The organism is Microcoleus sp. S13_B4 (genome assembly GCF_036700885.1).
Lineage (GTDB): Bacteria > Cyanobacteriota > Cyanobacteriia > Cyanobacteriales > Microcoleaceae > Microcoleus.
Window position 1 is genome coordinate 1 of record NZ_JAUBPU010000067.1, and the last position, 20,831, is coordinate 20,831.

Genomic DNA, 20,831 nt, shown 5'->3' on the forward strand with positions numbered 1-20,831 from the left:
GCTCTTGTAACTTGAATGGCCAGCGATCGGTCAAAATTGGCGATCACCTTTCTGATTTGTTCTGCAAATTCTACGGATTTTGTGGGTTTGCAATTGTTCTGTGATGGGTTCGTGCTGTCTGGAATGTTTTCTGCTATTGATTCTGGTGGCGGGACTGTTGGTGCTGTTGGTGCTGTTGGTGCTGTTTCCGGTTCCGGGGGGGCGATCGGTTTTTCGACTCTACCCGACCCAGTTTCCGCGTCACCCGACCCAGTTTCCGCCCCAGTTCCGCCGATAGAAACGTTGATATCTAAGGATTCCGACCCACCCGACCCAGTTTTGGCAGGTTCTACTGTTTTTGGGACAAAATTATCAGCAAGATTGTTGATATCCGCTTCCGTTTCCGTTTCCGCTTCTTCTAAAATTTCTTGATTTTGCTGAAAATCAGAAAAACTGGGTCGGGTGGGTCGGAAGTCTTGCTGTATAACGGTTTCTTGGGGCGGGTATTGGGTCGGAACTGGGTCGGAACTGGGTCGGGTAGCTACAAAACCAATACCTGTAAGTGCGGGTACAGACTTTTTGGCGGTAGCAGAATAAATAGTGGTGCGAGTCGCCTTGGGGAACAATGCTTGAATTCGGGCTAGTACCTGATTAGCTCCTTTTACGTTGTGGTCGCCTCTTTTTGGTTGGTCAAACCACACCGCCTTAAGTTTGTCGTTGCTTGCAGTTTCATAGACCAGTGTCCCGTTGTCCTGATACCACGTTTCTAGTCGTGTCCAGATATCGCTAGCGGTAAGGGTATCGTCGGGTGAGTAGTTAAGTCCGGTGTCTTGCGAGAACTGGAATAAGTGAGAATTCTCTGCCTGAATTGCCGCCATAGCAGCCTCGGTGGCTGTGTAGTCGATGCCATCAGCCATCAGCGTTACCAAAGCGTCAAGGACTTTGTTTAAGAATGCTGGCAATACTTCTGCTTTCAAAAAGTCGGGGTCATATTTGAATCGTGGATCGGCTTCAATCTCGCCCCGCGTCGGGTCAGCTTTGACCTTGAATGTCTTGTCAAAGCTCAAAACACCGTACCGAGACTTGATGGCTTCCAGACTTCCCTGCATATTGGGCGTGTCGTTGCAGTTAAAGACAGCGATCGCTTTAGGGGTAAAGTCTTCTTCGTCTTTACCCTTCCCTTCACGGGATAGCGTATCCCCGGTGATGAAAGCTTTGAGACTCTGAATTTTGTCTAGTCGCGCTGTCTGAGCATTTTCACTAGCCCAGTTGACTCGACTGTTGGCGGTACGGGATAGAGGAAACTTGCGGCCCTCATCGTAGGATGCAAAGTCAGAAAGGGTGGCGGCCGTCATACCGATACGTCCGTACATCAAGCTCACGATTTCCCTGAGCGTATCTTTCCCATTCGAGCCGTAGCCTTTAAGCAGCAGCGCTCTTACCATCCGACCTTTGTATTTGCGGACTGTTTCTAGATCTAGGCTGGCGGCGATGGTTTTGAGGAAAATGTCTTGCTGGGGCGCGTTGAGAACTTCCAGCAGTCGATCGCAGTGCTCGGTCACAGCCTCCGGGTTATAAGTGGCGATCGGCTGGTAAGTGTAACAAAGGTCAGGAGTATGGTCTACCAGATTCCATTTAGGGGTTGGAGCTAGTCTTGCCTTCGTAACCTCCCAGTGGAGTTGCAGGACACCGTTCGTGCAGTTCAAGCCGGGGGGATTGAGTGAATCAGAATTGATTTCTAACCGCATCTTGGCCCATTCTAAAACTTGCTTTGCCGAGGCTGGGTTGGCGAACGGGAAAGTTAATCCTTTCTTTTCTTTGAAGACTGAAAAACTGTTGCAGTATGAGGCAATTCGGGGGCGTTGCTCGGAATCGGGAGAATACTTGTAATGATTGCCAGTCCAGTAGTAGAGTTTGCCATCAGCACATATCCACGGTTTGTCGCCAAATAGGAAATCTAGCGCTTGCTGGTTGAATTCTTTCTTTAGATCGGGGCCATCCTCTTTTAAGTGGGGGTCATCGCCATATTTAAGGTTTTCTTCGTGGATTCTGTCTAATTCCTCCTCTGACGGTTGCTCAGAGTTTTGCTTAAGGGAACCAACCGTATCTTTGCTTTTCTTGACGGGCGATCGCTTTTTTGACTCTTGCCGCTGCTGTTCCAATTTTTTGAGCCAATCTTTGTAGCTCAAAACCGTGAGACAATTTTCCCAACCCTCGCCTTCGTTAACAGCCAAATCGTCAACACCCTTGCCCAATTCCAAGTCCCACGTCGGAACGGTGATCACGCAGCCGGCCCGCGTCAACGCTGCGCCGAACGCCATTAACGCATTTTCGACATCAGGCTTCTCAATAATGTCAGCATCATAGAACGGCTCAACCGGGCGACCCTTGACTGCCAACTTTTTCAAGCTCGGCACTAAATCTACTCCACGTCCGATCGTCGCCATATCTACGCCGCTGATCGAGATTCCAATCCGCCCCTCAGCTAGCAACAGTAGCGCTTTCTTGCCCCCTTCGGCAGGACTGATAGGCAGTTGGGGATTGTCGATAACCCAGTGCCAGAATACTGTCGTTACCTCGTCAGAGTCGTTTACAACCGCCATACCCTCTGGCATCGGAACGCCGTAACGGGTGCTAACTTTTCGCATTACCCAGCACGGAACCCTGAAGCAGGCGGCATCGTATGCGTGTTTCTGGCTCAAGTATTTGGCAAGGTTGCCGTTAGGGAAAGCAAATTTTTCGTCAGGCTTGAATTGTCCAATACCTGTGTCAAAACCTGTTTCCGGGTCTACTCCGGTATACAGCCAGCCAATTGACCCCATGTATCCTTTCCAGTCCAGGAATTCAGCAATCTGGTGAGAATCATCCGTTGATCGGATATTCATCCGCGCCAAACCTTCAGGGATGCCACTGAGTGCCATTTCCTTGAGGTGTGCGGCTGACAAACTGTACGGGACTGGGGTTTTTCTCTTGCGCTCGCGATCGGCTTCCAGTAGCTGTGTAACTTCGGCGGCGGGGCGGATGGCTTCTTGAATATCTTTAGGCTCGCAACCACCTTTGTAACAAGCATATCCAGGGCCCTTCTTGTCGATGCTGAAATTTGGATCATTGCAGACCGGGCAGTGGAACTTCCCTTTTTTGGATGGGGTTAACCGTTCTTTGTAGTCGTGAATGTTGAAGTGTAGGTTGATCGATGTAGAGGTAGTAGCTTTCATTACACCGCACCTCCGATCGTTTCAAAGGTTCCAGCAGAAAATCCCCGGTTTGCTTGCGCGGATACCGTGGATTGTGGATTTATCGCTGCAAAGCTAACTCCAAACAATCCCCGGTTATGTTGCGTATTTACAGGGGTTTGTGGTAGAATAGGCTGATAACAAGGCTTTGCAGGCTCTTGAAACTTATGGGTAGCTCTATGGGTAGTGTAAGAATTCCGGGAATGTGCGATCGAACCGCTACAGATAACACGAAGGCTAGCACGCAAGCTAGCATCAACCATCACGTCGCCAATGGGGCGCGTGTTTCTGGAAACCAGGTGTGACATAATATTGGAATAAGCCGCCCTTTATTGCGGTGTAATTCCTAACTTTGTTGGTAAAAAATCTTCCCGGATTTAAAACAAAGTTAGGGTGTATAGAAACTGTAAAATGCGCTGGAAAGCTTACGCTGCCAGCGCATTTTCGTTGTGTCCGTGTGAATTAGTTTCGTTTTCTCCGTTTTCGGCCAGCAACTGACAATGTTTTTCGGCGTGCCGAATGTAAAGTTTTAAAGCTTCATTGATAAAGCCAGAGCGAGACTGGGAAAAATATTCGGCATAGGTATCGCAGTTGGCGACAACTTCTGGTTGCAGCCAAACTGCAACTTGTACTTTGTTTTCCGAATAGAGCATACGGTTTGCCTCAATAATCGATCAGCAAGTAAATAGATTCTAGCACCTGAAAGTCAGTTGCGATCGAACCGTGTATTTGGGCAGCCAAACAGGTGTGAACCTTACTGGCTCGATCGTCCAGCTCCCCAAAAGAACTTTTAAGAGTTCTTGCATAAACAGTTTGGACTGTGAAGAGAGGACGAACAAATATCAGTTATTCGCCAACGCAAAGATGGTTCCGAGATTTGAGTAAAAGTACGGTGCCACCGATGGTTAGCAAGCAATTTTGACTTATTTACCACTTTGCGTAAAGTCGTAAATAAGTCAAAAAAACGGCAGCTTGAACTATTAAAAACAAATAAATTCAAATAAATTCAAGTAAATTCAAGCCGATCGCCCGCACCGCCCCAACTTCTCCACACCCGCCGATCGCCCGCACCGCACAACTCCCCATCGCCAATAAGTAGCCACTTCAGTTTTGCCCGCCGCCGTTGCCCCGGTTTCGGAGCTGGTTGTTGAGGTACTGCCAGAGGTCGCGGATTTTTGTTTGAATGATTCGCATTTGCTCCCGCCATTCGTTTTGCTGCTGTTGAAGTAGCCTCAGCGCTCCTTCACGGTTTTGGATTACGGAAACCGATTTACCCGATCTACTAAACGATCAAGTAGTTCGCTTTGCTAAGGAATTCATAAAAAACGATTTTTCGAGAATTTTGAGCGAGGTTTTTCAACGCTGTCCAAGGTTTTCTAAGTTTTGTTAGGGTTTCGATTCAGTTTTCTTGATCCCTATTACCCTGCTAGATCGGCAAACGCTCCTCTATACCAACGATTCCTAAAACTGGGATTTTGCCTCTTCTCAAAAATCGTCACCGGGAGAGTGATCGCCCCAGTCTCTAGCTCAGTTCGGCTGGTGGCAAGCCGGCGCGAAAAATCCGTTCGGCTGTCAACCTCAATTCGGGGAACGCTAGAGACTCAACTCGGTCATCTCCCCGAAACTGGCTGATTTGATACTCGCCGTCAACCAACTGGTAAACCGAGAGAGTCGGTTGTTTGGGATTGCCAACGAACCGCCGGCCACCCAAAGCAGCATAGTCAACAACCCAATATTCCGGGATACCCAATTTTTCATAATCGGCAAACTTGAAATGGTAATCATCCTGCCAATTAGTGCTAACGACCTCTACAGCCAGCCGTACAGAAGACCCCATCGTGATGATGGATTCCCTATCCCAGCGCGGTTCGTTTGCGAGAGCCACTTGGTCTAAGACAATTACGTCGGGCTGATAACCTGCCTCATCACGAATGGGTTTAAGCAGACAGTCACCGGGGATAAAGTAAGGCAATTTCAGTCGCCTAATTTCTGCACTGATTTCATCCCTGGTAAAACCTGTAACACAGGAATGGGGGCCAGTTCCTAAAGGCATTTCGACAATTACTCCTTTGTGTAGCTCGTAGCGGCGGACTGAGTTCTCTGGATACCAGGCCGCGAACTCGTCAAATGTGACTGTCTTGGTTTGGGTTTGGATCATGGTTGCCTGTTTCCTTTGCTAGACATTTGCTAGATAGTTGCTAGATAATTGCTAGATAGTTGCTAGACATTAACTAGCACCTTTACTTGCCTTACCCCGCTTGGCTTTCGCTGCTGTCGCTGGCTTGGGTGCTGTGGGCTCCGGTTCTGTTGGCTGCGGTTCGGATGTGCGATCGGGAGTTTATACCAAGCTTTGTTAAGAAGCCGATCGTCCGCACCGCCCCAACTCCCTGCATGCGATCGCTCCTAAATTCCCCACACCCACACCTGATCGGCAGCCACTTCAGTTTTGCCCGCCGCCGTTGCCACGGTTACGGAGTTGGTTGTTGAGGTACTGCCAGATGTCGCGAATTTCTGTCTGAATGATTCGCATTTGCTCTCGCCATTCGTTGTTCTGCTGGGAAATCAGCCTCAGCGCTTCTTGATGGCTCCCGATTGCTGAAACCAGACCGTCAAAACGTTGAGCCAGTCGGTCAACGCGATCGGTCAGTTGGTCAATCCGCTCGGTCAGTCGATCTATGGCTGTCGCATTGGCAAGAGTTTGAACTTCCAACCGCCCGATCGCTTCGCTGTTGGCAGAAGTCTGAGCTTCCAGCCTGGTCAGAGCCTCGGTGTTTGCCTGCTGCTGCACTGCGGTGGCGGCAAGGATTGCTTCTATTCGGTCTAATCGATCGGAACTGTTCATTTACTTCTTTGTAATAAAGGTCAAGGAATGGCGGTCGGCATGGTTTGGGTTGAATTGTGAGAATTTAATGCTAGAGGGTTACTAGACATTAACTAGCACCTTTACTTGCCTTACCCCGCTTAGCTTTCGCTGCTGTTGCTGGCTTGGTTGCGATCGGCTCCGGTTCTGTGGGCTGCGGGTCGGATGTGCGATCGGCAGCATCTGCTAAGTCAGCCTCGGTATTTTTTAAAGAATGCCGCTTGCGGTACTCTGCAATCGCTTCTCCTAAAAGGATTGCTGCCATCTGGCTTTTGGTACGCATTTCGCGGTTAGCTATCTCATCTAAAGCTTCCCAAGTTTCATCGGGAATTACAGCATTTAGTTTTCTACTCATTAGTTCATATTCAATATCTCTCCTTCCATCATGCTATGTTCTGTCACCTTCTGTTTTGATTGTACTAGGTACAACCATGATGTGATGTGCTATGATGGCGACCATCAGAATCGATTCCAAATCGATTCTGAATTGATTCTCCCAAAGCAGGCGAAACTATGGAACTTAAAAACCAGGCTGTGATTGACGTAGAGGTTACAGAAATCGATTCCTCTCTCAGAGAATCGATTGAACGTTGGTACTCAGCGGCGCAAGTGCAGCGCATCCTTAATTTGAATAAGTCTGGGTTGCAGAAGGCGATTGCCAAGCTACAAGATATCTACGGCATTGAGCTTAAAGCCTTACGGCGTGGGGGTGCGCGGGCCACTCAATACTCTGAGCTTGCCCTGAAAGCTTGCAAACTACTGAATGCTGGAAAACTCAGCGAACTCCGCAAGCTGGTAGAAGCCACACCGACCGCACCTTCTGCGACCCCAGCCGGAGCATTGACAATCAACGAATACACCCCAGCATTGGATCAACGCATCACTCAACTTGGTCAAAATGCTGCAACTACCTCGGCATCCTTGAATCAGTCGGTTATGCAAGTTCTGGCTCAAATTGCCTCAGAGAATGAAGCGGCACAAAAACGTGATTCTGACTTAAACAAAGCCAGAATCAACGCAGCACAGAACCGGGGCGCAGCACAAGGCTTGGCAATCTTTCAGGCCGAACAAAAGGCACAAAACGAAGTCCTGGCACAGTTGCGGGCGATGCAATTAGGAGGGGCGGAATAATGGCTTATTTCAAAGTGAAAGTCAGCCGCGAGTGTAACGCAACGCGAACCTTTAACGTTGTGGGAAACCGCCCACAGGAAGCTATACAGGCTGCTGCATTACAGTTGCGAGATGAAGGTGTAGCGGATGCTGTAGCGATTGCAGTAGTTGGTCAAATTAGTAGTTTGAGGGATTAAAAATGGTACGGATTATTAACGGTGTGGTGTTTGAAGACGGTAAACCCGGCAAACGGGTTATTAACACGAACGGTGGTAACTATGTCGAGAAAATCGAGGGTGATTTTATCGCTGGCACAGTTATCAACCATAAGCCAACACCAACACCAACACGCCAGGACTTATCTAAAAATGGCGATGCAATTGACGTGAAATCTGAGGAGGTTTAGGCGATGCTTGATGATGACAAAGACTTCGACAAAAACGTGACACGGCTGATGATTGGCGGTGCGTTATTGACCAACGCTCTTGTCTTTGCGGTCGGCTACGATACAGGCTATCAATCGGGAGCAAAACGAGTCCCGGAGCCGACAATCATTCACGGCAACCTGACAATCAATAACAACAGCAACAATTTCAGCCAGCCGTCACCCGTCGAAAAGTAGGCGGCTGGCTTTGTAAACCTCTCCTAGCTTGCGCTGGGAGAGTTCTATCTAAGGAGATTGTACTATGGATTTTGGACGCAACGACAGCAGCAGTATAGCGATACGCAATCCCGCAGCGGGACACAGCCCATACATTGATGAAAAAGCGGGAGATTGGGCAGACACAGAGGCTGACATTCTTTCATACTTGAGCGATGTTACGAAGCTTGAAGCGATGGCAGATAAAGCAGCCAACGCCGAACAGCTTGCCTTAGTTTTAGAACCCTTCCTTGATAACGCTGAAACCTATCTGGAGGCGTTGGGGAAAATTGCCGACGGTCAGGTCACATGGACAGAAATTAGGAAGAAATTCGGCTCTAAAGTCGGAAATGCGATCGCTAAAATCCGCAAGCTCAATGCGGAATTTGGGGCTGAGATGGAGCAACTAGATGCCAAAGACCGTGCAGCAATGCTCAAGATTGAAACCAAGCGTCAGCACGGACTAGCCGAGATTGCTTCCGAGCTCACAGGCGACTTACAGGCCGAGCTTTGGCGACACGAGAACAAGATGGAAGCCATCGCAAATCGGGGCGAGGTTGCAGAGAAGAGGCAAACAATTCAAGAATCACTGCGGGAAAGGCGACAGAAGCTGCTCAGTCGGGCAACGGTCGGCTCGGACAAAGGGATTCAGGAAAAAGTACCAGTTGTCATTGGATCAGCCAGCCTCTCCAACAGCGTTTCGGCAACTGGTACGGCTAGAGGGTTTGGGGACTGGTTTGCGAACGTAATGAACTTCAACAACCGTTAAGCAAGAGGGGACTTATGCACGAATTCATCGGGGCCAGTCCCCTTTCCTTTTCGGGAGGGGGAATTCAACAGCAACAACAGCAACAACAGCAATATCAGCAAGTTACCGCACCGACCATTGACCAACCGCAGCCAGAGGAAACCAACGCCGAGCGCCAATACCGGGATGCTGCCAATCTCTGCGAAGTCCTAACACCCACAGCGTTAGGTTCAGCAGTGGTTTTCGCTTTCCATGCCATGCAAGTCGCGGGCGGGTCAATTGTTGCAATTGGCATCTATCAAATTTATTTAGCAGCCAAGATTACCGGGCAGTCTAAGCATCGCTTGCCTACTGCAATTGTTGGCGCTGGGGTGACGGTCGGCATGATTGCTAGCCTTGCCGAACCAGCTACTGAATTGCAGCAAGTAAGCGAGGCAAAAATACGCCTAGAGACAGGCATCAAAGAAATTCAGGCAGTAAAAAAACCTGCTTCTAATAACTTTGATTACTTGCCGTCAATTGCTCTTGCCGCCATCGTTTTTTACTTAATCTTTAAGGTCAAGGGAGGGAGCAAGTAATGCTGCCATTAACCGAAAAACACGCTCAATTACTTAAGTCAAACCGCGCACTGCTTCTGACCTTTGAAAGACTCCCGATTGCTGGCAAGTTGTCGGCAGTTGCTTTGGCGCTTTTACTGGGAATATATAGCGGAATAAACGCAATCCAGGGAACAGCCAGCAATCGGGTACAACTCTGCATCCGTAACAACAAACAAGCCTTGCAATGCGCGGACAAGGCAGGCAAACCCTACATCATGACCGAGTACCACGCACAACAGTGGAAGGCAAACGGCATCCCCCGTGAAGTGGTTTTTAAGGACACAATACCCGCCACAAATCCAAATAAAGCACTGTGGATGGCTCTCGCTGGTTGTAGCTTTGGTGTCGCGGGAATGGGTTTAAGAAGCTTGCAAAACTCCGAGCGACAGCTTGCAAACTATGAGGTCATTGCAGAGAAACGCGACCTAGCAAAAGGGCAACTGGCTGCTCGTGCTGAGTTACTGGAAGATTACCGCAATGTGACAATTAGGGAAGTCCAGGTGCAGGGCGATTTGGACGCTACCGCCAACGATTGCGCTGTGGTTCTCAAGCAATGCGAAGTTTTGGGTGAAGCCGATATTAAGATTGCTCAACTGGAGGCTGAGGAAGCCATTTTTGATGCAGAAACTGCGGGATTGTCGGATGAGAAGAAGCAAGAATACATCGCCTTTTTGCGAAACCAAAAGACTCCCTTCCAGTTGACAGGTACTCAAACACTCGACGGTATTAACAACCCTAGCGACAAAGTAGAATCTGATTCAGTATCAATAATTAAGTCAGCCAAAACCCCCGGAGAACAACTCTTAGATGACTTGGCATATTCCGACAAGTCAATGATTCTTGCAGGGTCTACCGGGGCGGGGAAAAGTCACACTCTGAGTGCGTGGTTAGATTCTGTGTACAGCCAAGCACGAAGCAAAGGACAAACTGCATCGGTATGGATTCTTGGACGGAAAAACGACAGTTTCTGCGGGTTGCGGGAAGCGGGGAAACTAACAATTTTTAATTCGATTGACCCGACGAAAGCTTACAAATTAATTGAGAATTTCCACAAAAATTTCTTAGCCAGACTCGAAAACATATCCGAAAATGACCGCAAACATCTACCCCCATTACGCTTGATTTTAGAGGATTGGTCATCCATCGTTTTGACGCTTCGGAAGGCTTACAAGGCTCTCTGGGCAAAGATTGAATTGATGTTGCTCGACATTATTACAGTCGGTCGAGATTACAATGTTTGCCTTCTAGTCTTAGCTCAGTCGCTAAACCTTGAAGCGCTTGGATTGGTTGGAGATGCAAACTTGCGGGCAAACATGGCGATTGTAGCCCAGGGGCTTTTGGTCAAGACCGCAGACGGTAAAACTAAGGGCGATTATCTGCTGGTTGAGTTGTCGATTAAGAACCAGTACATCGTCTCCGATAACGCTCAAAGGGCAATGCTCTTAGCACAGCTTAACGAGTTAATGGCTGAATCTGAAGCCAAGCAGATTCCAGTTTTCTTTACGACTTTGGGGAATGGAAACGTCGGTTTGTTGCCTCGTATCGAGAAGGCTGTTATCAAGCTTACGCCAGAAGAAAGAGACGAAAAACTGGCTTTTGATATCGAGAAATTTAGACAGTATTTAATCCAGTGTGAGGCAGGGATAACGACTGCCGAAACCCGTCAAAAACCCCAGCTATCTGATTCTGAATACTGGCAGCGAACTTACGATTTGGAGTTCAATTTGGGGGACAGTGAGCCGTCTGACAGTCAGGAGAATGAGGGGGAATTGTTCGACAGTCAGGGTCAGTCAGGAGAAGCAGAACCCTTGTCAGATAAGGTGTCAGGGTTTATGTGGACTGTCAGAGGCTTCGGGCAGATGTACCCTGGTATGGCTCCTGAGCAGTTATTTCAGTCAGTGTCAGAGGCAGCTCGTTCCGGGCAAAAACCCAGAGATATTATTAGGTCAGTGCTGAAATGTGGGGAAAAAAACGGCCACCCAACACGCAGCTACACCCAGCATGGAAAGACGCTGCTCAAGTGGCTGATTGAGAATTACGATGATGGCGAGATTGCACAGTTGCCCCAAATTCATGAGTTCCTGCAAAACGAGAGAGGAAATGACAATGCTCAGTAAGTTATTAAAGCTTCTCCCTGGCTCTATGCTTGATGCAATTTACGATGCCATATTTGCTGAGCTAGTCCGGCGCGGTGACATCATTTTAGAGAAAGAGTTGACGGGTAATGACAGGAATTAATCAAGGGAGAATAAAACAATGGCTAGAAGTGCAGAATACACCCTCTATATACAGTCAGTGAACTGGCGCAAAAAGAGCAATAGCATCATAGCCTCAACAGGTAGGCGATGTGCATTACGTCCCTGGAAACGAGCAACACACGCGCACCATTTGCATTACAAGAATTTGAGAAGCGAATGGGTTATTCGAGATTGCGTTCCTCTCTCGCCAGAAGCGCACAAACTGATTCATCAAGATATTTTTTGGAACCTGAACGGAAACAACCGAACCCCATCGCCATTACGTCCGATTGTTTCAAACTATCTAAGGTTCTCGACCGTGTGCTTGATGATTCTGAATCCGTTTCTAAACTTGATGGGGAAGGGAAAATGACTTGCACCTTTTTAATCTCCGTCCGTCCGACGTGGGCTGATGCTTTCTTTTTCGACCGCAATCCGAAAACAATTGAATTGAGAAAAGGCAACGAAAGGAACCTCTCTAAAAGCGGGCGATAGCATTGTAATTTATGCCACGATGCCAGTTGCTGAAATACTAGGAATAGTCAAGGTTGTGAAGCGCGAATCGCTGGCTATTGATCGACTGTGGCAGGCATCGGAGCAAGGAAGTCTGGCAAAAGTATCGCGCCAACAGTTTGATGCTTACTATGCGACTCAGATTTCTGGTGTTGGTGTTTGGGTGGGTGCTGCCGAACTCTTTCCCAGTCCGATCGAACTTTGCCGACTTCGCCAGAACTGGGGGCGGCGCTGGCAGCCACCGCAGCAGATTCAACAATTAACCGACGATCGGATAATGGCACTGAACATCGCACACTGAACATTGCCAACATAAACGAGCGCTACGTTGTCAGGCATGATTTGACGGTGTAGCGCTACCTGATGACTGGTGACTGATAACCAATCACCAAAACCCCTGAAGCCGCTATACTGCAATTAATTGGGGCAAAGGATGAAAGCCAATTGCCAATTACCAATTACCGATTACCCATCGTGTAAAAAGCTCCCCTGATATTTTCGGTCGGGGGAGCTTTTTTGTTTGGGTGCGATCAGGCGATCGAAATTACAGCCGCCCTGCCCTAATTGCCTCTGCCCTATCTTCAGCCCGCTTGCGCTGAAACCACTCTTTAGAAACTTCATCGGCGTAAGCTCTCAGCTCTTTTTCAAGCCCTTCCCAGTCGATATTGTCTTTTTCGGGCGGGTTATTGATGCCGAGCATAAACCAGTAGTATTGCTCTTTCAAGCTATCAGCGCTATCTATGCTTGGCATATCGGGGCCATCTTCCTCACCGAGCCGACCACGCAGACACTGGCCAATTTGTGATTCTTTTTCTTCCTTAAATCGCTCAAAGTCAGTCTGGCTCATTACTACCTTCCTCAAGAATTTCTAAGATTTTCTCAACATCTGCGAGCGTTGCGGTTGATTTTTTGCGCTGCGCTTTTAACCGGTTAAGTAGGTCGGCCGCTTCTGGTAAATCTTGGCTGGCAGTCGCTGGATTCTGTTCCAGGTCGGCGAGTTGCGATCGGAGTTCGCCAATTTCCAACCTTAATCGGCTTTCTGCGGGGTTGGGCTTGAGACTATATCCCCGCTCCAATTCCCGAATCTTGTCTCCCTGTTTGAGAATGGTTGCCTTTGCGTCTGCCAGCTCACATCTGGCATCGCTAAGCTGCTGTTGCCATTGGGCTTTCTCCATCTCGATCGCCCTTCCTTCGCGGTGTACTTCTGCCGCTTCTTTCTTGAGTTGGGCGAGTTCTTCCCGATCGGCTGCCAGTGTTGCCAGTTGCGCTTGCAGTTCTGCGAGTTGGGCCTCGACTTGCTGGCGATCGGCGCAGGCTTTGTCGCGTTCGGCTTCGAGTACCCTGCAATCGCCGCGAACCTCGTTCAATTCTTGCTCTACCCAACCTACATCAGCCTGCAATTCAAGCCTGAGCGATTCATCGTTGCCGCGATCGATCAGGCCGCCGACTCCCCCAGCAATTCAGCTTTTAATTCTGATTTGATATTAACTAGCTTATCTGCTAGCAACTTATCTAGTACCGAGGTAACTGCCGCTTCTAAATCCCCACCTGTCGGCGCTGTATTAGCGGGTTCCATCCCTGTCGCTGACTCCAGCAAGCCCACGACCCAACTATTGACGCTTAACCCTTTTGTTTCGGCGGTGGCCTTGATAGCTTCAACCAAGTCCTCCCGTCCGTCCAGTCTCAAGTTGAGTTGAAGCCTTTTATTTGTAGGGGTTTCGGGCTTATTGGTTTTGCTCGTCATAGTCTTGTCTAGTAATAAACTAGCCACAGTCTAGCATAATGCTATTTAATTGTCTAGTATCACGCTAGCTTAAAATTAGCGCCTCTAGCTTTTTGTCTAGCATCTTAATTGGGCTTTGTGTCTAGTGTCCCTGCTATAACAAACACTAGATATTAAATGCTCAATATATACTAGACATTATGCTAGTACACAAATAGCTTTTTATCTAGCATCTTAATTGGGCTTTGTGTCTAGTGTTTGTGCCAACAAATACTAGACATCATGCTAGTATACAAATATAGCGAAACGGAAACGACACAAACCGCTCGCTACATAGGCTTCACAATCAGCACCCACAACCAAAGGACGAAGAACAATGACTCTGTTAGCCAACAAGTTCGTTCAAATCGCCTCAAAAATCGACGCCGCGAATGCCCAAATCGCAGCGCTACAAGCCAAGCTCAGCGAGCTCCAAGACTATCAGCAACAGTTGCCTGAGCCCTAGCGAACCCTCCCATCACTAGCGGTATCTAGTACATAGGTTAGACAAAATACTAGCATTGACTTATGATAAATACTAGACACAAAAACTAGCTTTATTACTAGATAAATACTAGCACTGAGTCTAGTATTTATCTAGTAATAACAAAACCAGTGCCCGAAAAAACTCCGACCGCCCCAGAACCGATCGCCCCAGAACCGATCGCCCACACCGGTGCTACCGCACCAACTACGGAGAGTGCATACTACTAAGCCGATCTCCGCCAAAAAATTGATGCCCTCGCTCGTCGTCGTCAAACGCATAGTATCTGATGTGCCTGCCTGGAACGAAGATCGCCTTGAGCTCGAAATTGCAGGGACGCTCGCGTCTGGCGATCGGCAGCTTCGTAACTCCCAGGCGTGAAGAGAGCTCTCTGGGCGACGGATTCTCTCGTCGAGAGCGGTCATTTTCAGTACCACGTCTCCGTTCTGACACGGCGGCTCAACCCGAAAGCCGGCGAAACGATTCCGGCGATCGTCCTTGAAACGGAAAATCAAACGACGGCCGAGCGCCCAACTTAAGATAGTAAAACTCATAGCCGCTTACACACCACAGCCCCCCAAGGTGGACAGAACTTATTTTTACCCTCCTTGCCATCGTAAACCTCCGTTATCAATATCAAAAAATCATGAAAGCAGAATTTTCGATAGCCCGCCTGGAAGCTTCCCTCGATGCCAAAATTGAAAGATATTTCGACACTTTAGACACTGACCCCGACGTGCTCAAACAATTACTCGCCGACAAGCGCTCCGAAAATACTCGCCGCGCCTATGAGCGCGATGTCAATGACTTTTTAGTTACTATGACGGGGATGCCCGCCGTGCCTGATAACGTTTTAGAATTTCTGCACTTGGAAGAGCGTCAGGCCGTGTCGGTGGTGTTGAAGTATAAAGCTAAGCTGATTGACAAGGGGTTGAAGGAGGCCACGGTCAATCGGCGGCTGGCGGCTGTTAAATCGTTGGTGGAAATGGGCCGTAAGCTCGGTGCGTGCCATTACAGTTTGGAGGATATCAAGGGGGAGAAAATTGTCGGCTACCGAGATACAACCGGGGTTGACCGACCAACTTTTGAGCGAATTTTGCAGCAGTGCGATCTGGCAACGAAAGCTGGCAAGAGAGACTATGCTTTGCTGCGTTTGCTGTGGGGTAATGCTTTGCGGCGAAACGAAATCAGTCAGTTGAACGTTCGAGACTTTGACCCAGCTAGTAAAACTTTGCGGATTTTTGGCAAGGGACGCGGTACGCAAGCTGAGACGATCGATTTGGGTTCTGCCACAGTGCAGGCGATCGCCGATTGGTTGGAGGAAAGAGGAAGTTGCTTGCACGATAGCCCGCTTTTTATAGCACTTGACTCCGCTCACAACGGACACAGACTTAGTGGCGACGGTATCTGCAAGATGGTTGTCCGTCACAGCGAAAAGGCTGGTATCAAAAAACAGATGTCCCCTCACCGCATCCGACACTCAGCTATCACGGCGGCACTGGACGCAACAGACGGGGATGTACGGAAGGTGCAGAAGTTAAGCAGGCACAGGAATTTAAACACGCTTATGATCTACGACGACAACCGGGGCCGCGACCAACAAGATGTTACCGAAATGCTTGACTCTATGTTTTGAATGTTTTTACTGGCTTGGATCAGTAATTCGTTGATTAGGGACGTGTTTTTGCCTGCCATCAAGTCTCTAATTTTGTGGCGATGACGCTGTAACGCATGAGGGAGAAGGAATTGGAGTTTACAAATTGGGTGTTGTTGCGCTGGAATTCATTCAAATCGACGTACAATCAGCCACCGATGCGGTGAGACTCATCAAACAAGCTATGGAGGTGAGACAAGGTTCGCCCAAAGCAGTGATGTTTCTCAGCAGTGCCGTGAAGGGGACGAAGCTCAAAACAGAAGCTCTGGAGTTGTTGGGAAAACTTACACCCACCATCAAAGTGCTCAAATCAGTCATTCACCAAAAACAAGTGATTGCTGATTCTTCGGGTCAAGCAGCTACGGTGTGGGATTTGGGCGGTCAACCTGCCAAAGATTCTGGCAAAGAGTACAGCCGACTGTTTAAGGAAATCATGGGAGCGTTGAAATGAACACCAAGAAACGCAAACCACTTGGCAGCGCGATGGAAGAATTTGTTTTCGGTACAAAGGAAGCTGCATTACTATCAACAGCACCACAAGCTGCACCGCCAGCACCAACACCCGCAGCCTCACTGATAACGGAAACAGCACCAACACCGGAAACTGCATGGCCAGTGCTAACACCAGCGCAGCCGGAAGCGCCAGCAGCAGAACCAATCCCCGTTCCATCCAAGGAGAGCAGTCTGATGAGCAAACTGCAAGCACCCGATAAAGAAGCCACGGTCAGGTTTACTGTGGATATGTCTGAAACTCTGCACCGTAAACTGTCGATGTTGGCAGCAAAGACGGGGCGCAAGAAAGTAGATATTGTGCGGATGCTGTTGGAAGAGGGGTTGAAAGAAGAGGCGTAGAGGTAAGGATTCTCTGGATATTGTGCGATCGCTGTACTCGGGGTGGCGATCGCTTTTTCATGCTAGCGGAACTTAAGCAACCTGTTTTCAGACAAAACAAAGCTTTCCTTAATCTTTGATAAGTAGGGGTTTCATATGATTTTACCCCCTTGGACGTATTTTCCTTGTCTAGCAAGGGTTTTAACCCTATTAACTGTGAAAATTTGTTTAAGTCCCGCTAGCCCAAGGAAAAGTTAGGAAATTAAAGAAATCAGGCTACTAAGAGACAAGTTGTGATATAAGCCTGCAACTACTTTTTGGTCGATATTCACCTAACCTGAGTTCGAGAGATTATGCAAGATCCGACTTCTCCGACTTTACGATCCGACTTTTCCGACTTACAAAGGCGGGGGAGAAGAAATCTTATAGAGATAAGATGCGTCTCAAAAGCTGTGGAAGCAATTAATAGACTTTCATAGCTTCTGAACGATACAGTTATAATCAGGGTTTAACGCTACAAAAGGGGCTTCTACTTAATTACTGACCTATTGTTCTGAGTGTGGGCGATCGCACGTCGAGCGTGAAATTACGGCTATTGTTTAGCTCGTAATTTATAGAATAGTGCGTCCATCATTTTTATATCAGTAAATCTCCTATGGACGGATGGATATAAGGATGTACCAATTATCTCAAGAACTATTTGCTCTAGAAGTGAATGTAAATTGGGGCATTTCTTCTCAAGCTTTTTCTAGGTTACTCACGTCCAAACCACGAAATGTTGATTTTTTACCTTCCATGACGTTTTCTTTACACAAGTTTTATTGATTTCCCTTGACAGGCATTTATCCAAAGAATTAAGCTAAGTATGTTGAAAGATAGATGACAAATAAACAAACTGAGGAGTAAAGCTTGCAAAAAGATTAAATTGAATTTACAGGGGGTAGTAGCTCGAAAAATCCGAGTATTACTGCTGTTAAGGCATTCAACAGCGGACGTATGGGTGCAATAGCAGCGTCCGGCAAGAAATTTCGTACCGAACCAACTTTTTGAAAGGTGCCGAAAGATTTGGGAGGACAATGGGTGCAGTTAGCTGTCTTCCAAGTGAAAGTGAGGGTTCGACCCACACAAAAGCAATATAGCGCGTCTAAATAAATTGTGTGATTTTTTCTAGGAACAATCCCCCGTTTGGTTGTCCCGATCGCTCCGAGATAGGTCCTCTTGCCACTACCCCTATCCTATCTATTTAGATAAATGATTTAGGCTCGCTATAATACGGACAAATATTACCCATTTATGTCAAAGCCCAATGCGTTTTTTGAAGTTTGTGAGGGTAATTAATAAATATATTGCTCCTTATAGATGGCTAGCTATCTTCCTTTGTAGCAGTCAGATTTTTGAGGCCGCATTTGAATCAGCAATGAGGATCAGCTTCAAGTTTATTATTGATGCAGCCATTGTTCCTCAAAATTATAGTCTTCTGGTTTTGATTTTATTGCTCTTGGGAGGCGGAGCGATTGTATTTATCGTTGTTGGCTTGCTGGGCGACTTTTTATCAGCTAAATTGGGGATTCTGTTACTCAACAACATCCGCTGTTCTCTATTTGAGCGCATCCAAAGCCTTTCAATGGAGTTTTTTGGGCGACGTTCAGCCGGGGATATAATTAACTGTTTCCAGGCGGATGCAGAGAAGGTAGAAAATAGTCTCATCCTTGGTTTGCCAGTTGTTATTTTTTGCCTGAGTAACATCCTTTTTTCGGTAATTTTCCTATTTTCCCTTAACTGGCAGTTGGCTGTTCTAAGTTGCATCGGTTTGACTTTCTGTGCAATTGCACCAGTAAACGTTGCCCGTCGTGCCACCAAAGAAGGCTATCATCTGCGGCAAAAGGAAGGACACATCGCCAGCGTAATCGAAGAGAATCTGCTCTCCCAATCCGTTATCAAGGTATTCGGTCTAGAAAAACGAGTCTCAAAAGATTTTTCTGCCCAGTTGAATGACTTGAAGCGAGTTTACGTCCGGGCGAAATTTCTGTCTAGCTTAGTGCAAAGAATTCCTAGTCTCGCTTTTGTCTTAGTGCAGTTGGTTATTTTGAGTCTTAGCGCGGTGATGACCTATGGAAATTGGATTTCAGTAGGGACACTCGTCTCGTATCAGGTTCTATTGCTCGGTTTACATTCAACTATCCTCAACTTTACCTGGGGGCTACCTTATTTAATCGATGGAGTGACAGGACTGCAACGTATCAATGATATTTTGGCGGAAATCCCTGAAGTTCAGGAAGCACCGGGTGCGATTGATTTGCCACATTTTCAGAGTGATATTTACTTTGATAATGTTAGCTTTAGTTACTCCAAAGATAGAGGCGGGGTGAAAAATCTATCGCTGAAGATTCGCCAAGGAGACTTTGCGGTATTTGTCGGTCAAAGTGGCGCGGGTAAAAGTACAATTGTCAATTTGCTGACGCGATTTTATGACCCGGATAAGGGACGCATTCTGTTGGATGGAGTTGATTTGCGCGACTGCACTATACGCTCACTGCGTTCTCAAATCGGACTGGTTTCTCAAGAGGTGATTTTGTTTAATGGCTCAGTGCGGGAAAACATCCGCATGGGCTATCTGGAAGCGAGTGATGAAGAGGTAGAAGCCGCAGCGAAAGCCGCAGAAATTCATAATTTTATTTTGACTTTACCTCAAGGTTATGACACTCCTGTTGGCGACAGGGGGGGACAGTTATCAGGGGGACAAAGGCAAAGAATTGCTTTAGCTAGGGCGTTGGTGAGAAATCCAGCCATTCTGATTCTGGATGAAGCGACATCAGCGCTAGACCCCGCAACAGAAGTGGAAATCATGGCCACTTTAGAGCGCATTGCCAAGAAATGCACAGTGATTGTCATTACCCACAAAATGGCTCATGCGTTGCGTGCAGATGTCATGTTCGTGATGGATAAAGGGTGCCTCATTGTTAGTGGTTAACCTACGAATTTAATTCAACTAGGAGGAATCTATGCCACAGTTTGGCAACCAATTAATAGAAAAAATATCAATGTTTCAGAAATTACCTGTGCCTAGAAACAAGTTGTTTGTCTGGGTGTTTATTCCATACCGTGTCACGGAAGAAGGGATGATAAGTGACTTCTACGACACTCCAGAGTTTCGTCAGCAACTGGCAGATGTTTTTGCAGAACTTGGCTTGAAGTGGAGGTGGCAGCCAATCACCTTTGAGAATATGTACGCTGTTGTTGAGGAAGTAGCAGCGTCAAGCGGTGATTACATCCCTGTCGTGTTGAATTATTGCGATGGGACTGAAATAGACGGTTATCCGGGCGTTTCTATTGTTAAACTACTGGAACCCAAGGGCATTATTTTTACAGGGGCAGATACTAAATTTTTCAATCTGTGCGACAACAAAATCTTGATCAAGCGTGCTTTTGTTGAGGAAAGTGTAGCAACTGCTGCTTATGAAGTGATCTCAGACATCAACTGTATTCAGGGAGTTTGCGATCGCCTTGGCACTCCTTTAATTGTCAAACCTGCAATTTCTTTAGAAAGCCGAGGAATTTCTTTGAAGTCAGTTGTTTATAGCGATGAACAAGTGAGTTTACAAGTCCAGCGATTGCTGCAAGGACACCATGAGATGCAATTTACGCTTTCGCACATTTTTGTGGAACGGTTTATCAATGGTCGTGAATTTACGGTCTTTGTTGTAGGTTCTTCCCATCAACCAGATAGACTCAAAATCTATCCGCCACTGGAACGGGTATTTAACTCCAGCGTACCTGACACAGAAAGGTTTTTGTCTTACGGGTATTGGGAAAGAGATGAAAAAGAATCTTTCCTCTCATTCCAACTGGTTGGTTCTGGCTTGCATGAAAGGCTTTGTGAGTTAAGTAAACGTGCTTACTGTGCGGTTGGCGGTAACGGATATGGACGGGTGGATTTGCGGATGGATCGCGTATCGCAAGAACTCTTTGTTTTGGAAGTGAATCCTAACTGCGGAATCTCCTCTCAGTCTCTCTCCAATCTCTGTGATCCAACCGGAACCTCAGTTGGCACTATCTTGCATCTTTCTGGTACACCCTTTGCACAACTGATGTCAGAAATTATTGCGGAAGCTTTTGCTAGGCATTCTACCAAGTTGCTTTTGGTGAGTAAAGCAGCGTGAACTTGTACCGACATTTACTAT

Annotated in this window: 26 protein-coding genes; 16 read left to right on the plus strand and 10 right to left on the minus strand. The window is 47.5% G+C overall.

The window, feature by feature from the left end; translation table 11 throughout:
* Positions 1-3,194 (minus strand): DUF3854 domain-containing protein (locus tag QT994_RS23610; RefSeq protein ID WP_333178843.1); only part of this gene is annotated, 3,194 nt, incomplete at its 3' end.
* A 197-nt stretch (positions 3,195-3,391) separates the two neighbouring features.
* Between QT994_RS23610 and QT994_RS23615 the strand changes: the two genes are divergently transcribed.
* Positions 3,392-3,517, plus strand: a complete 126-nt coding sequence (locus tag QT994_RS23615) for a hypothetical protein (protein WP_333178845.1) — start codon at positions 3,392-3,394, stop codon at positions 3,515-3,517.
* 120 nt (positions 3,518-3,637) lie between these two features.
* On the opposite strand, the gene QT994_RS23620 is transcribed toward QT994_RS23615, so the two are convergent.
* The 6 genes from QT994_RS23620 to QT994_RS23645 form a co-directional block, all read right to left on the minus strand.
* Complete coding sequence (locus QT994_RS23620) at positions 3,638-3,865, minus strand: hypothetical protein (protein WP_333178847.1); 228 nt, start codon at positions 3,863-3,865, stop codon at positions 3,638-3,640.
* A 353-nt stretch (positions 3,866-4,218) separates the two neighbouring features.
* A complete protein-coding gene (locus tag QT994_RS23625; protein WP_333178849.1) occupies positions 4,219-4,419 on the minus strand; it encodes a hypothetical protein in 201 nt (66 codons plus the stop codon).
* 315 nt (positions 4,420-4,734) lie between these two features.
* A complete protein-coding gene (locus QT994_RS23630) occupies positions 4,735-5,370 on the minus strand; it encodes a Uma2 family endonuclease (RefSeq protein WP_333178854.1) in 636 nt (211 codons plus the stop codon).
* A gap of 91 nt (positions 5,371-5,461) precedes the next feature.
* The gene (locus QT994_RS23635) at positions 5,462-5,605 is read right to left on the minus strand and encodes a hypothetical protein (protein WP_333107859.1); all 144 of its coding nucleotides are present in this window, start codon (positions 5,603-5,605) and stop codon (positions 5,462-5,464) included.
* A 47-nt stretch (positions 5,606-5,652) separates the two neighbouring features.
* Positions 5,653-6,054 (minus strand): hypothetical protein, encoded by a 402-nt coding sequence (locus tag QT994_RS23640; RefSeq protein WP_333147906.1) that lies wholly within the window; start codon positions 6,052-6,054, stop codon positions 5,653-5,655.
* 88 nt (positions 6,055-6,142) lie between these two features.
* Positions 6,143-6,427, minus strand: coding sequence for a ribbon-helix-helix domain-containing protein (locus tag QT994_RS23645; protein WP_333178857.1), 285 nt, complete (start codon positions 6,425-6,427; stop codon positions 6,143-6,145).
* Between the two features lie 158 nt (positions 6,428-6,585).
* Here QT994_RS23645 and QT994_RS23650 point away from each other — a divergent pair, with 158 nt between their 5' ends.
* The 9 genes from QT994_RS23650 (at position 6,586) to QT994_RS23690 (ending at position 12,220) form a co-directional block, all read left to right on the plus strand.
* Entirely contained in the window at positions 6,586-7,203 is a 618-nt protein-coding gene (locus QT994_RS23650) for a hypothetical protein (RefSeq protein WP_194011286.1), read from the plus strand.
* Complete coding sequence (locus QT994_RS23655; RefSeq protein WP_333147911.1) at positions 7,203-7,379, plus strand: hypothetical protein; 177 nt, start codon at positions 7,203-7,205, stop codon at positions 7,377-7,379. The genes QT994_RS23650 and QT994_RS23655 overlap by 1 nt, the downstream gene beginning before the upstream one ends.
* Positions 7,380-7,381: 2 nt before the next feature.
* A complete protein-coding gene (locus QT994_RS23660; protein WP_333147913.1) occupies positions 7,382-7,588 on the plus strand; it encodes a hypothetical protein in 207 nt (68 codons plus the stop codon).
* Between the two features lie 3 nt (positions 7,589-7,591).
* Positions 7,592-7,804, plus strand: a complete 213-nt coding sequence (locus tag QT994_RS23665) for a hypothetical protein (protein ID WP_333178862.1) — start codon at positions 7,592-7,594, stop codon at positions 7,802-7,804.
* A 64-nt stretch (positions 7,805-7,868) separates the two neighbouring features.
* Positions 7,869-8,591 carry a hypothetical protein gene (locus QT994_RS23670; RefSeq protein WP_333178865.1) on the plus strand — a complete coding sequence of 241 codons (723 nt, stop codon included), beginning with the start codon at positions 7,869-7,871 and terminating at the stop codon, positions 8,589-8,591.
* Between the two features lie 14 nt (positions 8,592-8,605).
* Positions 8,606-9,148, plus strand: a complete 543-nt coding sequence (locus QT994_RS23675) for a hypothetical protein (RefSeq protein ID WP_333178866.1) — start codon at positions 8,606-8,608, stop codon at positions 9,146-9,148.
* On the plus strand, positions 9,148-11,286 hold the full coding sequence (locus QT994_RS23680; protein WP_333178868.1) for a hypothetical protein: 2,139 nt from the start codon (positions 9,148-9,150) through the stop codon (positions 11,284-11,286). Before QT994_RS23675 ends, QT994_RS23680 begins: the two co-directional genes overlap by 1 nt.
* A gap of 297 nt (positions 11,287-11,583) precedes the next feature.
* Positions 11,584-11,901 carry a hypothetical protein gene (locus QT994_RS23685; protein ID WP_333178871.1) on the plus strand — a complete coding sequence of 106 codons (318 nt, stop codon included), beginning with the start codon at positions 11,584-11,586 and terminating at the stop codon, positions 11,899-11,901.
* Between the two features lie 19 nt (positions 11,902-11,920).
* Positions 11,921-12,220: a hypothetical protein gene (locus QT994_RS23690; protein ID WP_333178873.1), complete on the plus strand. Its 300-nt coding sequence runs from the start codon at positions 11,921-11,923 to the stop codon at positions 12,218-12,220.
* Positions 12,221-12,463: 243 nt separating this feature from the next.
* Here QT994_RS23690 and QT994_RS23695 read toward each other — a convergent pair whose 3' ends face one another.
* From QT994_RS23695 to QT994_RS23705, 3 genes are read right to left on the minus strand one after another with little or no spacing between them, the layout of a single operon-like run.
* Positions 12,464-12,766: a hypothetical protein gene (locus tag QT994_RS23695; protein ID WP_333178875.1), complete on the minus strand. Its 303-nt coding sequence runs from the start codon at positions 12,764-12,766 to the stop codon at positions 12,464-12,466.
* Positions 12,753-13,319, minus strand: coding sequence for a hypothetical protein (locus tag QT994_RS23700; RefSeq protein WP_333178877.1), 567 nt, complete (start codon positions 13,317-13,319; stop codon positions 12,753-12,755). Before QT994_RS23700 ends, QT994_RS23695 begins: the two co-directional genes overlap by 14 nt.
* 35 nt (positions 13,320-13,354) lie before the next feature.
* Positions 13,355-13,663, minus strand: a complete 309-nt coding sequence (locus tag QT994_RS23705; RefSeq protein WP_333178880.1) for a hypothetical protein — start codon at positions 13,661-13,663, stop codon at positions 13,355-13,357.
* 818 nt (positions 13,664-14,481) lie between these two features.
* On the opposite strand from QT994_RS23705, the gene QT994_RS23710 reads away from it, so the two are divergent.
* The 6 genes from QT994_RS23710 to QT994_RS23735 all read left to right on the plus strand — a co-directional run bounded on the left by QT994_RS23710 (position 14,482) and on the right by QT994_RS23735 (position 20,810).
* Positions 14,482-14,667, plus strand: coding sequence for a hypothetical protein (locus QT994_RS23710; protein WP_333178882.1), 186 nt, complete (start codon positions 14,482-14,484; stop codon positions 14,665-14,667).
* A gap of 144 nt (positions 14,668-14,811) precedes the next feature.
* On the plus strand, positions 14,812-15,801 hold the full coding sequence (locus QT994_RS23715) for a tyrosine-type recombinase/integrase (protein ID WP_333178884.1): 990 nt from the start codon (positions 14,812-14,814) through the stop codon (positions 15,799-15,801).
* Positions 15,802-15,925: 124 nt separating this feature from the next.
* Entirely contained in the window at positions 15,926-16,270 is a 345-nt protein-coding gene (locus tag QT994_RS23720; protein ID WP_333178886.1) for a hypothetical protein, read from the plus strand.
* Positions 16,267-16,671 (plus strand): hypothetical protein, encoded by a 405-nt coding sequence (locus tag QT994_RS23725; RefSeq protein WP_333178889.1) that lies wholly within the window; start codon positions 16,267-16,269, stop codon positions 16,669-16,671. The genes QT994_RS23720 and QT994_RS23725 overlap by 4 nt, the downstream gene beginning before the upstream one ends.
* Positions 16,672-17,956: 1,285 nt before the next feature.
* Entirely contained in the window at positions 17,957-19,621 is a 1,665-nt protein-coding gene (locus QT994_RS23730; RefSeq protein WP_333178892.1) for an ABC transporter ATP-binding protein, read from the plus strand.
* A 31-nt stretch (positions 19,622-19,652) separates the two neighbouring features.
* Entirely contained in the window at positions 19,653-20,810 is a 1,158-nt protein-coding gene (locus QT994_RS23735) for a hypothetical protein (protein ID WP_333178894.1), read from the plus strand.
* The last annotated feature ends 21 nt before the right edge of the window (positions 20,811-20,831 follow it).

Excerpts from the sequence above, each read along its gene's own strand:
- QT994_RS23725 (WP_333178889.1), top strand. The coding sequence starts at position 16,267 with ATGAACACCAAGAAACGCAAACCACTTGGCAGCGCGATGGAAGAATTT.
- QT994_RS23615 (WP_333178845.1), top strand. The coding sequence starts at position 3,392 with ATGGGTAGTGTAAGAATTCCGGGAATGTGCGATCGAACCGCTACAGAT.
- QT994_RS23645 (WP_333178857.1), bottom strand. The coding sequence starts at position 6,427 with ATGAGTAGAAAACTAAATGCTGTAATTCCCGATGAAACTTGGGAAGCT.
- QT994_RS23680 (WP_333178868.1), top strand. The coding sequence starts at position 9,148 with ATGCTGCCATTAACCGAAAAACACGCTCAATTACTTAAGTCAAACCGC.
- QT994_RS23705 (WP_333178880.1), bottom strand. The coding sequence starts at position 13,663 with ATGACGAGCAAAACCAATAAGCCCGAAACCCCTACAAATAAAAGGCTT.
- QT994_RS23670 (WP_333178865.1), top strand. The coding sequence starts at position 7,869 with ATGGATTTTGGACGCAACGACAGCAGCAGTATAGCGATACGCAATCCC.
- QT994_RS23665 (WP_333178862.1), top strand. The coding sequence starts at position 7,592 with ATGCTTGATGATGACAAAGACTTCGACAAAAACGTGACACGGCTGATG.
- QT994_RS23690 (WP_333178873.1), top strand. The coding sequence starts at position 11,921 with ATGCCAGTTGCTGAAATACTAGGAATAGTCAAGGTTGTGAAGCGCGAA.
- QT994_RS23620 (WP_333178847.1), bottom strand. The coding sequence starts at position 3,865 with ATGCTCTATTCGGAAAACAAAGTACAAGTTGCAGTTTGGCTGCAACCA.
- QT994_RS23685 (WP_333178871.1), top strand. The coding sequence starts at position 11,584 with ATGGGTTATTCGAGATTGCGTTCCTCTCTCGCCAGAAGCGCACAAACT.
- QT994_RS23640 (WP_333147906.1), bottom strand. The coding sequence starts at position 6,054 with ATGAACAGTTCCGATCGATTAGACCGAATAGAAGCAATCCTTGCCGCC.
- QT994_RS23730 (WP_333178892.1), top strand. The coding sequence starts at position 17,957 with ATGCGTTTTTTGAAGTTTGTGAGGGTAATTAATAAATATATTGCTCCT.
- QT994_RS23715 (WP_333178884.1), top strand. The coding sequence starts at position 14,812 with ATGAAAGCAGAATTTTCGATAGCCCGCCTGGAAGCTTCCCTCGATGCC.
- QT994_RS23655 (WP_333147911.1), top strand. The coding sequence starts at position 7,203 with ATGGCTTATTTCAAAGTGAAAGTCAGCCGCGAGTGTAACGCAACGCGA.
- QT994_RS23695 (WP_333178875.1), bottom strand. The coding sequence starts at position 12,766 with ATGAGCCAGACTGACTTTGAGCGATTTAAGGAAGAAAAAGAATCACAA.
- QT994_RS23675 (WP_333178866.1), top strand. The coding sequence starts at position 8,606 with ATGCACGAATTCATCGGGGCCAGTCCCCTTTCCTTTTCGGGAGGGGGA.
- QT994_RS23650 (WP_194011286.1), top strand. The coding sequence starts at position 6,586 with ATGGAACTTAAAAACCAGGCTGTGATTGACGTAGAGGTTACAGAAATC.
- QT994_RS23625 (WP_333178849.1), bottom strand. The coding sequence starts at position 4,419 with ATGGCGGGAGCAAATGCGAATCATTCAAACAAAAATCCGCGACCTCTG.
- QT994_RS23630 (WP_333178854.1), bottom strand. The coding sequence starts at position 5,370 with ATGATCCAAACCCAAACCAAGACAGTCACATTTGACGAGTTCGCGGCC.
- QT994_RS23635 (WP_333107859.1), bottom strand. The coding sequence starts at position 5,605 with ATGCAGGGAGTTGGGGCGGTGCGGACGATCGGCTTCTTAACAAAGCTT.
- QT994_RS23660 (WP_333147913.1), top strand. The coding sequence starts at position 7,382 with ATGGTACGGATTATTAACGGTGTGGTGTTTGAAGACGGTAAACCCGGC.
- QT994_RS23735 (WP_333178894.1), top strand. The coding sequence starts at position 19,653 with ATGCCACAGTTTGGCAACCAATTAATAGAAAAAATATCAATGTTTCAG.